General features: G+C 66.2%; 12 protein-coding genes. 2 read left to right on the top strand and 10 right to left on the bottom strand.

Annotated elements, in window-relative coordinates:
• Nucleotides 1-10 precede the first annotated feature (10 nt).
• The 8 genes from LPA45_RS17960 to LPA45_RS17995 all read right to left on the bottom strand — a co-directional run bounded on the left by LPA45_RS17960 (nt 11) and on the right by LPA45_RS17995 (nt 8,780).
• Nucleotides 11-1,381: an IS4 family transposase gene (locus LPA45_RS17960; protein WP_271815731.1), complete on the bottom strand. Its 1,371-nt coding sequence runs from the start codon at nt 1,379-1,381 to the stop codon at nt 11-13.
• Between the two features lie 146 nt (nt 1,382-1,527).
• Nucleotides 1,528-2,433: a polysaccharide deacetylase family protein gene (locus tag LPA45_RS17965; protein WP_116324085.1), complete on the bottom strand. Its 906-nt coding sequence runs from the start codon at nt 2,431-2,433 to the stop codon at nt 1,528-1,530.
• A gap of 13 nt (nt 2,434-2,446) precedes the next feature.
• Nucleotides 2,447-3,499 (bottom strand): bifunctional UDP-4-keto-pentose/UDP-xylose synthase, encoded by a 1,053-nt coding sequence (locus tag LPA45_RS17970; RefSeq protein ID WP_271815730.1) that lies wholly within the window; start codon nt 3,497-3,499, stop codon nt 2,447-2,449.
• Complete coding sequence (locus tag LPA45_RS17975; RefSeq protein WP_317922381.1) at nt 3,496-4,431, bottom strand: formyltransferase; 936 nt, start codon at nt 4,429-4,431, stop codon at nt 3,496-3,498. The genes LPA45_RS17970 and LPA45_RS17975 overlap by 4 nt, the downstream gene beginning before the upstream one ends.
• Complete coding sequence (locus LPA45_RS17980; protein WP_116321489.1) at nt 4,431-5,426, bottom strand: glycosyltransferase; 996 nt, start codon at nt 5,424-5,426, stop codon at nt 4,431-4,433. The genes LPA45_RS17975 and LPA45_RS17980 overlap by 1 nt, the downstream gene beginning before the upstream one ends.
• Nucleotides 5,405-6,589 carry a DegT/DnrJ/EryC1/StrS aminotransferase family protein gene (locus tag LPA45_RS17985; RefSeq protein WP_317922373.1) on the bottom strand — a complete coding sequence of 395 codons (1,185 nt, stop codon included), beginning with the start codon at nt 6,587-6,589 and terminating at the stop codon, nt 5,405-5,407. The genes LPA45_RS17980 and LPA45_RS17985 overlap by 22 nt, the downstream gene beginning before the upstream one ends.
• A gap of 63 nt (nt 6,590-6,652) precedes the next feature.
• Entirely contained in the window at nt 6,653-7,024 is a 372-nt protein-coding gene (locus tag LPA45_RS17990) for an EamA family transporter (RefSeq protein ID WP_029049238.1), read from the bottom strand.
• A 19-nt stretch (nt 7,025-7,043) separates the two neighbouring features.
• On the bottom strand, nt 7,044-8,780 hold the full coding sequence (locus tag LPA45_RS17995) for a glycosyltransferase family 39 protein (RefSeq protein WP_317922370.1): 1,737 nt from the start codon (nt 8,778-8,780) through the stop codon (nt 7,044-7,046).
• Between the two features lie 565 nt (nt 8,781-9,345).
• Between LPA45_RS17995 and LPA45_RS18000 the strand changes: the two genes are divergently transcribed.
• The gene (locus tag LPA45_RS18000; RefSeq protein ID WP_116321486.1) at nt 9,346-10,248 is read left to right on the top strand and encodes a hypothetical protein; all 903 of its coding nucleotides are present in this window, start codon (nt 9,346-9,348) and stop codon (nt 10,246-10,248) included.
• A 70-nt stretch (nt 10,249-10,318) separates the two neighbouring features.
• Here the strand turns inward: LPA45_RS18000 and LPA45_RS18005 are convergent, their stop codons facing one another.
• Nucleotides 10,319-10,624, bottom strand: a complete 306-nt coding sequence (locus tag LPA45_RS18005) for an amino acid ABC transporter permease (RefSeq protein ID WP_116321485.1) — start codon at nt 10,622-10,624, stop codon at nt 10,319-10,321.
• Between the two features lie 193 nt (nt 10,625-10,817).
• The gene (locus LPA45_RS18010) at nt 10,818-11,759 is read right to left on the bottom strand and encodes an amino acid ABC transporter substrate-binding protein (RefSeq protein ID WP_116321484.1); all 942 of its coding nucleotides are present in this window, start codon (nt 11,757-11,759) and stop codon (nt 10,818-10,820) included.
• Between the two features lie 252 nt (nt 11,760-12,011).
• Here LPA45_RS18010 and LPA45_RS18015 point away from each other — a divergent pair, with 252 nt between their 5' ends.
• On the top strand, nt 12,012-13,121 hold the full coding sequence (locus tag LPA45_RS18015; protein ID WP_116321483.1) for an acyltransferase: 1,110 nt from the start codon (nt 12,012-12,014) through the stop codon (nt 13,119-13,121).
• Nucleotides 13,122-13,196 lie beyond the last annotated feature (75 nt).

A 13,196-nucleotide genomic window follows, 5' to 3' on the forward strand; every position in this document is an offset into this window, starting at 1 on the left:
TTCTGGCGGCTTACTCGTCTTTCTGGAAGATCCGATACATTTCGGTGATTTCGTGCAGGGCGAGGAAGCCGCGCCAGAGGACGGTGGCTCCCGGGGGATCGTCGTTTTTGCGACCCAGGTAGCCACCGAGCTTGGCGATCCAAAGGACCGCGTCGCTGAGTTTTGGCGCCTCTTCCGGTGGCTTGGTTGTGCCGTGCGTGCGGCAGTACAAGGCCCGCCATTCGAGCGGTTGCAGTAGCACCGAGCAAGGGATATCGGCTTCGAGCCGGCCCAGCATGGTCGCGTACATAATGCGCCAGCCGATCACGGCGAACAGCGCCGTGGCCCGCAGGAACCGCTCCAGCGTCCCGAACTGCCGGGCTTCGATCTGGCAGCCACTTTTCAGGACACGATGCCAGGATTCAATGGTCCAGCGCCGGGCATACCAGCTCAGCCGCTCGAGCACATCTTCCAGCGTTTGGGTGGGCATCGAACTGAGCAACATCCATTCGAGCGGCTCAACGCCTTGGGGCGGCTCGATCTCCAGCGCGTGAATGGCAAACACTTCGAGACTCGGTAGATCCTCTGCACCGCGGCTGCGCGGTGGTCGCAGTTGGACGGGCACACAACGCAAAGCCAGTCGGGCGCTACGCGCCTGCCTGGCGCCGCTCCTGGGCACGTGCAATACGGTCTCTCCAAGTACAGGAGCCGCAGCAACCGTCTCCCACAGATACTTCTCTGGGTGGTCCACGCCTCGATTCCAGGCGGCCCGCACCAACCAGTCCACCCCCGCTGGGCGCGGCGCCAGGAACACGTCGTACACATCGCCCTCGCGATCGCTGACGGCAACAAGGTGCGTGTCCGGACACTGCATCTTGAGCGGCTCAAGGCATTCCAGCCCCTCCAGCCACTTCACGCTTTCCTTGTCACGAATGGACAGCGCCCGGCGCTGCCCGGCCTTGCCCGATGCTTGCGGCGCACGCACCCACGTCTTCATGCTCAACACGCCCAGTGGCAGGCCCTCAGGCGTCACCGCCAGCACGCTGTGCAACATGAATCCGTGCAAATTGCCGCCCGTGCCGTGACCAAGCCTCTCAGTCGCGGGCAAATTTGCCAGATTGAATTCCGTGGTGTCCTGCACCGCCAATACGGCAGGTACCTGCTGCATGCGACCCACGGTTTGCGTGACGTGGCTCGCCAGGATTCCGTCCGGGTCGACCGCCTCATTATCAAAGAAGCGATATGCCGCCTTGAGTTGGGCACCACTCAAGGCCTGCGGGAACGAAACATGGGCTTTTTGCGCCAGTCCGCGCGCCAATGCCACAAGGCGCTGCGTGCGACGCGCATCGCCCAATTGTGCGCCACCGAATTCGTCGCCGGCCCAGTCTTCTAGGTCTTCCATATCAGGCAAAGTCGCCACCAATGATTAACAACTTCGCCTGAAGTTAACACCGTCCAATCCGGTTTACAACCTCTCCTATCGAGATGTGGGTAAAGGTAAGCGCAGGCGGGAGAGGGGAGCCTGGTTCCGACGGCGTTCGCTGGGGCTCAGCGCGATACCACTTGGGGCTGAATAATCAACTCCCCGCTGCGCCCCGGAATCTCCCCCCAGGTCACCGGCAACTGCGGCAACCCGCTCCGCTCCAGCCCCCGATACCACGCCGCCATCGACACCAGTTCGTGCCCTTGCGCGCGCCATCCCGCCAGCAGTCGCTCGAACACCGGCGCAAGCTTCCCGCCTTCCAGCTCGGTATGCAGCGTGAAGACATGGTCGCCCGGGCCTTCGGTCAGCTTCAGCAGCGCGGTATGGACATTGTCTTCGGTCAGCCCGTCGGTGCCGATCAGTTCGTCCAGCGTCGGCAGCGTGGTTGGCATCTGCACGTGGCGGCACGGCACGCCGTCGATGGTGGGGATATAAGGCGCCGTGCCGCGCCCGTCCGACGCATAGGCCATGCCCCAGTCGTCGATCTGCCGGAACGCATCCTCGTTCATCTGCCAGCCGGCGGCGCCGTGGGTCGCAGGCGGCTCACCGAAGACCTCGGTGTAGCGCGCAAAGGCCTGCTGCATCTGGCGCCGGGTCCATGCCGCATCGCGCTCGCGCACGTTGTCCTGCCAGTAGACGTGGTCCCAGGTGTGGATGCCGCACTCGTGGCCGGCGGCGCGGGCCGCCCGCATTTCCGCCGCGCCCTTGCGCCCGATGTCCGGGCCAGGCAACAGCACGCCGTACATCAGCGTGCGCAATCCGTAGTTGGACACCACCGAGGTCCGCGACACCTTTTTCAGGAAGCCGGGCCGGAACACGCGCCGCAGCGCCCAGCCGGTATGGTCGGGCCCGAGGCTGAACAGGAACGTGGCCTGTGCCTGCGCGGCGGCCAGCATCGACAGCAGTTTCGGCACGCCTTCGCGCGTGCCGCGCAGCGTGTCGACGTCGACCTTGAGGGCAATGCGTGCCATCTGCGGTGCGCGCTCAGTTGGCCGAGTCGACCAGCGTGCGGGCTTCGACCACCTTGCCGCGATAGGCCTCGAAGATGCGGCGCAGCGACGCTTCCATGTTCACCTCGGGCTTCCAGCTCAGCTCGTCGATGGTGTTGTCGATCTTCGGCACGCGGTGCTGCACATCCTGGTAGCCCTTGCCGTAGAAGTCGCCCGACGAGGTCTCGACGATCTGGGTCTTGCGCGCCTCCTCGGCGTATTCGGGATAGTCCCCCGCCATCTTCAGCATCATCTCGGCCAGCTCGCGCACCGAGTGGATGTTGGCCGGATTGCCGATATTGAAGATCTTGCCGCTGGCGATGCCGTTGGGGTTCTCGATGATGCGCATCAGTGCGCTGATGCCGTCCGAGATATCGGCGAACGCACGCTGCTGCGCGCCGCCGTCGACCAGCTTGATCGGCTCGCCGCGCACGATATGGCCGAGGAACTGCGTCACCACGCGCGATGAACCTTCCTTCGATTCGAAGATCGAGTCCAGGCCCGCGCCGATCCAGTTGAACGGACGGAACAGCGTGTAGTTCAGGCCTTGCTCCATGCCGTAGGCGTGGATCACGCGGTCCATCAGCTGCTTGGAGCAGGCATAGATCCAGCGCGGCTTGTTGATCGGGCCGTAGACCAGCGGCGAGGCTTCCGGGTCGAATTCTTCGTCGCTGCACATGCCGTAGACCTCCGAGGTCGACGGGAACACCAGGTGCTTGCCGTACTTGACCGCGGCGCGCACGATCGGCAGGTTGGCCTCGAAATCCAGCTCGAACACGCGCAGCGGCTGGCGCACGTAGGTGGCCGGCGTGGCGATGGCGACCAGCGGCAGCACCACATCGCACTTGCGGATGTTGTACTCGATCCACTCCTTGTTGATGGTGATGTCACCTTCAAAGAAGTGCATGCGAGGGTGGTCGACGAGGTCACCGAGGCGGTCCGTGTTCATGTCCATGCCGTAGACCTCCCACGGCGTGGTTTCCAGGATGCGGCGCGTCAGGTGATGGCCGATGAAGCCGTTGACGCCGAGAATCAGGACCTTTTTCATCGGTTTTCCTCGTTGGTTTGTTTTTTGAGAATCTGGAAAAAGGCATCGGGCGTGACGGGCGATCCGTCATGCGCCAGCAATCCGGTCACGAGCACCATGCCGCCATCTCCGCACAGGCCCACGATCTTGCCGTCATGCACGTGCAGGCCGGGCGGCAACCCGCCGGCGGCGTTCGCGGGGCCAGCCTGAAGGCGGCGCGCCTGCGCCACGACAAAGCGCTCTCCGGCCACCTCGGTGAACGCGCCGGGATAGGGCGGCGCGACCGCGCGGATCAGGTTGTAGACAGTGGCGGCCGGCTGGCTCCAGTCGATGCGGCCGTCTTCCGGCTTGCGCCCGGAAAAATAGCTGCCTTCGGCGAGCAAGTTGGGACGTTGCGGCGTCTGCCCGGCGAGCATCGCCGGCAACGCGCGCCACAGGGTCTGCTCGGCGGCCACCGTGACCTTTTCAAAGACTTCGCCGGCGGTGTCGTCCGGCAGGATCGGCACCGAGGTCTGGTCGACGATATAGCCGGCGTCGGGCCTGGCCTCCATCGCATGCAGCGTGGCGCCGGTCTCGGTCTCCCCGTGCAGTACCGCCCAGTTCACCGGAACGCGGCCGCGATACTTCGGCAGCAGCGAGCCGTGCATGTTGAAGGCGCCGCCAGGGGCCAGCGCCAGCACCGCCGGCGGAATCATCGCGCGATAGTAGAAGGAAAAGATCACGTCCGGACGCGCATCGCGCACTGCCTGCGCGACCGCGGGATCGGCAGGGTCCTCGCCGTAGATGACAGGAAGGCCCAGCTCCGCGGCGGTGTCCGCAACACGGCGGAACCAGATATTCTCGTCGGCACGATCGCGGTGCGTGATGACCAGCGCCACTTCCACGCCGCGCGCATGGAGCACGCGCAGGCAGCGGTCGCCGACATTGTGGTAGCCAAAGACGACGGCGCGCATCATGGCTCCAGGCCCGTGCGGGCCGGTGCGGCGTGAGCCGGGCCAGCTTTTTCCAGCACCGCCTGGATGCGGTAGCGCGGGCGGCCGCGCACTTCCTGGTAGATGCGGCCGACGTACTCGCCCAGCAGGCCCACGCCAAACAGCAGGATGCCGATCAGGAAGAAGTTCATGGCGAACAGCGTGAACACACCCTGCACTTCCGAGCCCAGTACAAAGCGGCGCAGCAGCAGCATCACGAACAGCACGCCGGAGAACAGCGACAGGATCGTGCCGATTGCCGAGAACCACTGCAGCGGCACGATCGAGAAGCCGGTCACCAGGTCGAAATTCAGGCGGATCAGCTGGTACAGCGAATACTTCGATTCGCCCGCATGGCGCGGCTCGTGGCCGACCTCGATCTCGATGGGATTCGAAGCGAAGGTGTAGGCCAGCGCCGGGATAAAGGTGTTGACCTCGCGGCAGGCGTTGATGGTGTCGATCACGTTGCGGTCATAGGCGCGCAGCATGCAGCCCTGGTCCGTCATGCGGATCTTGGTGATGCGCTCGCGCAACCGGTTCATCGCGCGCGACGCGTAGCGGCGGAACGCCGTGTCGTTGCGCTGGCGGCGGATGGTGCCGACGTAGTCGTGGCCGGCGCGCATCGCGTCGACCAGGCGCGGGATTTCCTCCGGCGGGTTCTGCAGGTCTGCGTCCAGCGTGATCACGATTTTGCCGCGGGTATGCTCGAAGCCCGCCAGGATCGCCATGTGCTGGCCGAAGTTGCCGTTGAACAGCACCACCCGGGTCACTTCCGGGCGCTTGTGGAACTGCGCGGCCAGCAGCGCCGCCGAGCGGTCGACGCTGCCATCGTTGATGAAGATGATTTCGTACGAGGCGCCAAGGCCATCCAGCGCCGGATAAAGGCGGTCGAACAGGGCTTGCAGCCCGTCTTCTTCGTTGTAGACCGGAATGACGACCGAAACTTCGACCGGGCTCATTTGGAGAGACGTTTGCATGTTTCGCTGAGGGTTGCGCAGACCCGCTCGACGTCGGTGGCCTGCATCGCGGGAAACAGCGGCAGCGTGACGATGCCGCGCCCGATGCGTTCGGCGTGCGGCAGCATGCCTTCGCGCCAGCCGAGCGAGCGGTAGTAGGTGAAAAGATGGATGGGCGGGTAGTGCACGCCGGTGCCGATGCCGCGCTCGCGCAGGGCTTCCATGACCTTCTGGCGCGCTTGTGCCGGCCCGCCTTCGATGCGCCCGGTCGGCAGCACCACCTGGAACATGTGCCAGTTGGTGGTGGCTGCCTGCGCGTCGAGCGGCTGCGGCAGTTCGATGCCCAGTCCGGCTAGCCCGTGGTCGGCAGCGCAGCGGAAGTAGGCCTCGGCCAGTTCGGCGCGGCGCGCGGTAATGGCATCGAGCCTGGCAAGCTGCGCCAGCCCCACCGCGGCATTGACGTCGGTCAGGTTGAACTTGCCGCCCGGCTCTTCCACGTCCATGCCGTCCATGCCGGTGCGGATCACGCCCTGCAGCCGCAGGCGTTCGGCACGCAACGCTTCTTCCGGCGTGTTCATCACCAGGCAGCCGCCCTCGATGGTGGTGATGTTCTTGTTGGCCTGGAAGCTGAAGCTGACCAGGTCGCCGATGGCGCCGATGCGCTGGCCCTGCCAGCGCGAGTCGATCGCCTGCGCCGCGTCTTCGATCACGCGCAGGCCGTGCTTGCGGGCGATCGCGTAGAGGCGATCCATGTCGACCGGCAGGCCCGACAGATACACCGGCATGATCGCGCGCGTGCGCGGCGTGATCGCGGCCTCGACCGCGTCCAGGTCGAGGTTGCGCGTGCGCGGGTCGATGTCGACGAACACCGGGCGCGCACCGACCGCGACCACCACGTTGGCGGTGGCGACCCAGGTAAGCGGCGTGGTGATGACTTCATCGCCGGGACCGATATCCGCAATGCGCAGCGCGATTTCCATCGTCGCTGAGCCGTTGGCGAAGGTGCGCACGGGGCGCCCGCCGAACAGGTCCGACAGCGCGGCCTCGAAGGCCTGCATTTTCGGCCCGGAGGTGATCCAGCCGGAGGCCAGCACCTTGCCGACATCGGCAATGGCCGCGGCATCGATCTCGGGCCGGACAAAAGGCAGGAATTCGGGCTGGTTGGCGGCAGCGGAAGCAGTCATGGGCGTGAAAAGAAAAATCGGTCCCGATCGGAGGGAATAGGGCAAAGGCGCCGGGCGGCCAGGTCAGGAGCGGGCGATCAGGAAGACGCCAGCCAGTATCAGCAGGATGCCGGCCACGCGCAAGGGGCCGATCATCTCGCCGAACAGCCACCAGGCGGCAAGCGCGTTGACCACGTAGCCGAGCGACAGCATCGGGTAGGCGACCGAAACGTCCACGCGCGACAGCCCGACGATCCACACGCCAACGCTGACGACATATAGCGTCAGGCCGGCCAGCACCGGCCATTGCGTCAGCACGCGCAGCGCCGTGACCAGCAGCGTGCCGCGGTCCAGCGTGATCGCGCCGATGGCGTTGACGCCGGCCTTGAGCAGCAGTTGGGCGGCTGCATTGAGCAGCACGCCGGTAACGATAAACAGGAAAGTCGAAAGCGTCATGGCGCCGGGTCGTGCAGGGTTAGTGTCCTTGGGATGGCGCGTGCGGGGCTTCGCCCGGCAGTGCAAAGTTGGCGACCGCCACGCGTCGGCGGTCGCCGGCGATCCGGTGCATCGGCACGCCGCGCGCGGCCAGGGCCTCGTAGGTATCGGGCATCATGATCGCCACGGCGCGCTGGCCGTCCTGCCAGCGCGAGATAAAGCCGTCGATGGTCGGGATCCACTTCCGCGGCTCCTGGCCGATGCCGAATTCAAGTTCGTCTTGATGCGCGACCATGATCGCGGTGCGGCGCAGGTAGAACGGCAGCGTGTGGTCCAGCATGCCCACGCTGTAAAGCGGGGTAGCCGGCGTCAGCACGGCATTGATCGCCGGCACCAGGTCCGCGCCGGAACTGGGCCGGCCCATTGCTTCATGGCCACGCAGCGCCACCGTGCAGCAGGCGAACATTGCCAGCGCGTACACCACGATGCTGGGGAACACGCCGCGCGTGCGCAGCACCCGCCGCGCAGCCACGGCCCCGGCCAGCATGATGGCAAAGGCAATGCCGATCCACAGCGTGAATTCGCGGTAGACAGCGTTGGGCGTGCTCGGCTTGTCCAGCATGGCGACAAAGGGGCATGCCAGCAGCCCGACCACGCCCAGCGCAATCATGGCATTGACCTGCCAGCGCCATGTGCGTTCCGTGACCGTGTCCAGCGCCACGCCGGCCAGCAGCGCCAGCGCCGGGAAGATCGGCACGATATAGCCCGGCAGCTTGGAACCCGACAGGCTGAAGAACACGAAGATCGCTACGGCCCACAGCGCCGCCATCAGCGCGGGCTGGAACGGCCGCGGCGAAGTGCCGCGAGCGACGCCGGCGCGCTCGCGCACCGCCTGCCACATCTGCGGCACCAGCCCGAGCCAGGGCATGAAGCCCGCCAGCAGCAGCGGCACGAAGAACCAGATCGCGCCTTCGCGCTGGTGCACGTGCGAGGTGTAGCGCTGCCAGTGCTCGTGGATAAAGAAGAAATGCGGGAATTCAGGGTTGCGCACCGACACCAGCCAGAACCAGGGCACGGTGACGGCCAGCAGAGCTACCGCGCCGACCAGCAGATGCAGCCTGCGCCACAGGCCGAAATCGCGCGTGACGAGCGTGTAGACCACCAGCACCAGGCCCGGCAACGCCAGCCCGACCAGTCCCTTGACCAGCACCGCCACGCCCATGGCGGCCCAGCACGCCAGCATCCAGTTGCGCCGCGCCGCGGGCGTGGCGTCGGGGTGCTGCGCCAGCAGCATGCAGGCCAGCACGCACGCCATCGCGCCGGCCAGGGTCATGTCCAGCGAATTGAAATGCCCGGCGACATTCCACATCGGCGCCGCCACCAGTGCCAGTCCGGCCAGCAGCGCCACGCGCTGCCCATACCAGCGCGCCGCGGCCAGCATGGTCATGGCCAGGCCGACCATGCCGGACAGCGCCACGCACAGGCGCGCCTGCCAGTCGCCAACGCCGAACAGCGTATAGGCCAGCGTGGTCACCCACAGGTGGAAGGGAGGTTTCTCGAAATACTTGAGTTCGTGGTAGCGGATCGTCACCCAGTCGCCGGTGACAAACATCTCGCGGGCGATTTCGGCGTAGCGGCCCTCGTCCGAGCGCAGTAGGTGGCGCATGTCGAGCGTGCCGAACCAGACCAGCAGGATCGCGAGGCTGACCAGCACGACAGCACTGGTGGTGGTACCAACGGACAGCCCGGCATACCGCGAGGTCGATGAACTACGCATAGAGCTCCTGGAAAACATCACGATTTGGGATGGTCTTGCGTGGGTGCACGATGACGGGAAGCCATCACAACGCTTTGCGCCGTCCGTTGGTGGACAGCCGCTGGCGGCTTTGTCAGATCCAGGCGGCAGCGCTGCGGGATGACTGCGCCGATGGCCGCTGCCAGGCGCCTGGGACGCCACAGCCGCCGCGGGGGCACGCGCGGCGGGCAATGGTAGCACGGCGGCAGGGGTGCTCCGTCAGGCGCGAGGGCTTGGGCGGCAGTCCGCCGCCGGCAGGGCCAGCCGGGCTGCCGGGTGGCGTTCAGGCCGCCCGCATGCCGGCGGCGGCCGGACGCGCGCGGCGCAGGCGGAACGCAACGCCGATCAGCATGGAACCTCCCTCTGGGCCCACGTGCGGGCCGGTACACGAGAAAAACCCGGCGGTCACGGATGGTGGCGCAAGCTACGCCAAGGGTCAGCGAGATAGCCACTTGCCCGAAAAACACGAATAATCTGAGTGGCCAGGCGGGCCTGGCAGGCCGGGCGCGATTTCGGGGGCGCCAGGTCATTCTAGACAGGGATTCATGTGAAGACAAAGGCGCAGCAATACCGGCTGGCAAGCTTCGCCGCGGTCGCGGGCATGGTACTGGCCATGCCGGCGGGGGCACAGCCGGCCGCAACCGGCGGTGCGGCAGCGACCGCAGTCAGCGCCGCCGCGCAGGTGGCTGCCACCCAGATGGCAGCGTCGGCGGCAGCCGTGCTGTGCAACGCCCCCTGGTTCCGCTCCGGCTCGCATGTGCAGATGGAGGGCGACGGCGCGTTGCCGATGTCGATCCGCATGACGCTGCGCGACGTCGGTCGCAGCGCATCCGGTTGCCGCGCGCAGCTGACGGTCAGCTCCAAGTCCGCAATGTCGGCGCTGATGGGGCCGCCGGTGATCATGGAGCAGGTGCATGAGGTCGTGATCGACCGGCGCACGCCGAATGACCAGACCAGCATCGAAAGCCAGCATGCCGTCATCAATGCCCGCGCGCGCTATGCGCGCATGTACGGCGAAGCCTCGTTCCGGGGTAAGGGCGTTTTCAACTACGCCGGCATGGACCTGCGCGAAGGCAGCATGCTCGACGGCGAGACGTTTCAGTCCAGCGTCTCGCTCAGGGTCTACCCCCTTGGCTCCGATGAAGTGGTCAGCACCATGCGCGCGCTGCATGCGTCGATCCATATCGGCTCGCGCCAGGTTGGCCGCCGCCAGATGATCGAGACCGTCATGGGGCGCAAGGAATGCTTGCCTATCACCTATGAGAAGCGGACGTCGCTGGGGCCGGTGATCGTGGGCGAGGAAGTCGTGCAGGTCGAACCGTCGGTGATGCATGTGACCGACTGGTACTGTCCGTCCGACGCCTTCGTGCTGCGCACGGAGGTCCGGCAGGATGGCAATGTGCAGCGCATCGACGTCACCGCGCTGGAGCGCGATACGCAGGCTCCCTAGGCAGCGGTTGGCCTGGCCAGGATGGAAAAAACCCGCCGAGGCGGGTTTTTTTCTGGACAGCCGTTGCGGTTCAGCTGGCAGCCGGCGCCGGGGTTTTCTTCTTGGCCTTCTGCTTGGAGGACTTCTTGGCCGGCTTGGGCTCCGCGGCCGGCGCGGCGGGGTTCAGGTCGCTGCGCGTGCTCTTGTTCGCGCCCTGGCTGTACGGGTCGAACTTGTCGCCGGCCTTGGCACCCTGCGAGTACGGGTCGAACTTCTCGCCCGACTTGGCACCCTGGGAATACGTATCGAACTGCTTCTTGCCGGTTGCCTGCGCGTGAACGGCCAGCGAGGCTGCACCAAGGCAGAGCGCGATCGCGGTGGCGACAAACTTGTTCATGGTTTCTCCTGAGAAATGCCGCCGTCGGGCGGTCGTGTATGTGGCCTGTCCCACGCAGGGATGGCTCAGGCCAGTGTCGCCAACATCGTTTGTCGCTGTCAACTTGGGGCTTGCCCGGCGCGGCACTCTCATGGAAACCCTGAATTGCGGCCCCAGACCACTTGCGGCCGGGGCCTTTTTGGCGAAATCCGGGCTACTCGGTGACGGCGTCCGACGGATGCTTCCAGGCCGCGCGCACCTCGCCGGACGGTGCCAGCGCCAGGTTGATGCCGCGGCTGCCGATGGGCTGCTGGAACCAGCGCTTCTGCAGCGCGATCACGTCCGGCCCGGTGAAGGCCGTGGCGAGCGTCTGGTCGACCAGGCGTTTCCATTCCGGATCGGCCTTGGACAGCATCAGCGCGTTCTGCTCGATTGACAGCGACGGGCCGACGATCACGTACTGCGACGGATCCTTGGCGCGGGCACGCAGGCCGGCCAGCAGCACGTCATCCATCACGAAGGCCTGGGCGCGGCCGGACTCGAGCAGCAGGAACGACTCGCCATGATCCTTGGCGTAGACGTCGTGGTAGCCGTACTGGTCCTTCAGGCGGCGCACGTGGCGGTCGCCGGTCGAGCCCGCGCTGGTGACCACGTTCTTGCCGCGCAGGTCGCCCAACGAGCGGATGCCCGAGTCGGCGCGGACCAGCATGCGCACGGTCGAGACGTAGTGCGAGACGCTGAAGGCCACCTGCTTCTGGCGCTCGAGCGAATTGGTGTTGGGAGCGCAGTCGAGGTCGACCAGCCCGTTGACCACCGCGGGAATGCGGTTCTGCGGCGTCAGTGGCATCCAGCGCACTTTCAGGTCTTTCAGGCCCAGCTTCTGGCGCGCCGCTTCCGCCGCGCGCAGGCACAGCTCGACCGCGTAGCCAGCCGGCTGGCCCTTGTCGTCGGCAAAGGAAAAGGGCAGCGCCGATTCTCGATAGCCCAGCACGATGGTGCCGGAATCGCGGATCTTGTCGAGCACGGGCGTTTGCGACTGGGCATTGGCGGCAGCCGGCATCAGCGCGGAGGCGATGACGCCGAAGGCGAGCGCCGCCAGCGGGCGACGGGCGCGGGACAAGCGGGTTAGCAGGGAAGACAGGACGGAGACGGACATTCGGGAAACCGGGTAGCTGGCCGATGGTGCGGCAAAGTCGCTAGGGTATACCCGGTCCTTCGATGGGTGAAGGACAAAGTCGTCATAAGCAAATGCTTCCTTGTTGAGACATGACTTTCAGAGTGAGCAGAGTCGGCAACAATCGCGGCAAGTGTGTAACCAATCCGCAATTTGTGGATGTGACGCCACATGTCAATCAGGGCAAACAGGTAGAATCGCGCCTTTCGTGCGCTTTGTCAGACTCCAAGAACAATGAGCCCCCGTCCGTCACGCCTGCCCTGCATCGACGCGCTCAAGGCGGTCAGTTCCCAGCTGATCGTGCTGCACCATCTCGCCTTCTACGGCCCGATGTCCGACACGGCCTACCGTCTCGCGCCGGGCCTGGTGGACTGGCTGTATGACTACGCCCGCATCGCGGTCCAGGTGTTCCTGGTGATCAGCGGCTTCCTGGCCGCGCGCAGCCTAGCGCCGCACGGCCGGCTGGAAATCCGCGAGCATCCGCTGGCGATGCTGTGGCGCCGTTACCTCAAGCTGATCGTGCCCTTCGCCGCGGCGCTGCTGCTGAGCATTGCCGGCGCCGCGCTGGCGCGGCAATGGATGATCCATGAATCGATTCCGGCCCCGCCGCACCTGATGCAGTTCCTGGCGCACCTCACGCTGCTGCATAACGTGCTCGATGTCGATGCGCTGTCGGCCGGTGTCTGGTACGTCGCGATCGACCTGCAACTGTTCGGCCTGCTGCTGATGGCGCTGTGGGCGGCTCGCACCTTTGCGCCGCGCGAGGCGCAGGCGGGCGCCGCGGCCGGCATCGGCGTGGTTGCGCTGCTGGCGGTCGCGTCGCTGTTCTGGTTCAACCGTGATGCCGCCTGGGATATCTGGGCGGTGTACTTCTTTGGCGCCTATGGCATGGGCACGCTGGCGTGGTGGGCCTCGAACCCGGGCCGTTCGGCCATGCCGCTGCTGGTGCTCGGCGCGGTGGCGCTGGCGGCGCTGATCGTCGATTTCCGGCTGCGAATCGCCGTGGCGCTGGCTACCGCGCTGCTGCTGGCGGTCGCACGCCGCGGTGGCTGGATGGAGCGCTGGCCGCGCGGCCATGTGGTCGGATTCTTCGGCCGCATTTCCTATTCGGTCTTCCTGGTGCATTTCCCGGTGTGCCTGCTGGTGAATGCGCTGGTGTCGAACCTTGCGCCGGGGCAGCCGGTGCTGAACGCGCTGGGCATGGCGACGGCGTGGGCGCTGAGCAACGTTGCCGGCGCGCTCTTTCATCGCTACGTGGAAAGCGCAAGCCCGCTGGCAGCGCTGCGCGCGGCGTGGGTCTGGCTGTCGGACGCACGCGGCTCGGCGAGCCGTCCTACTATGTAAGCCTTGCAAGCCTGCGCGCCCGGCAGATTGCCTCCTGCTGGTGCGCGCGCACCGTCGGCGTCATGTCCCCGGCAC

The organism is Cupriavidus sp. Agwp_2, assembly GCF_040784895.1.
GTDB lineage: Bacteria > Pseudomonadota > Gammaproteobacteria > Burkholderiales > Burkholderiaceae > Cupriavidus.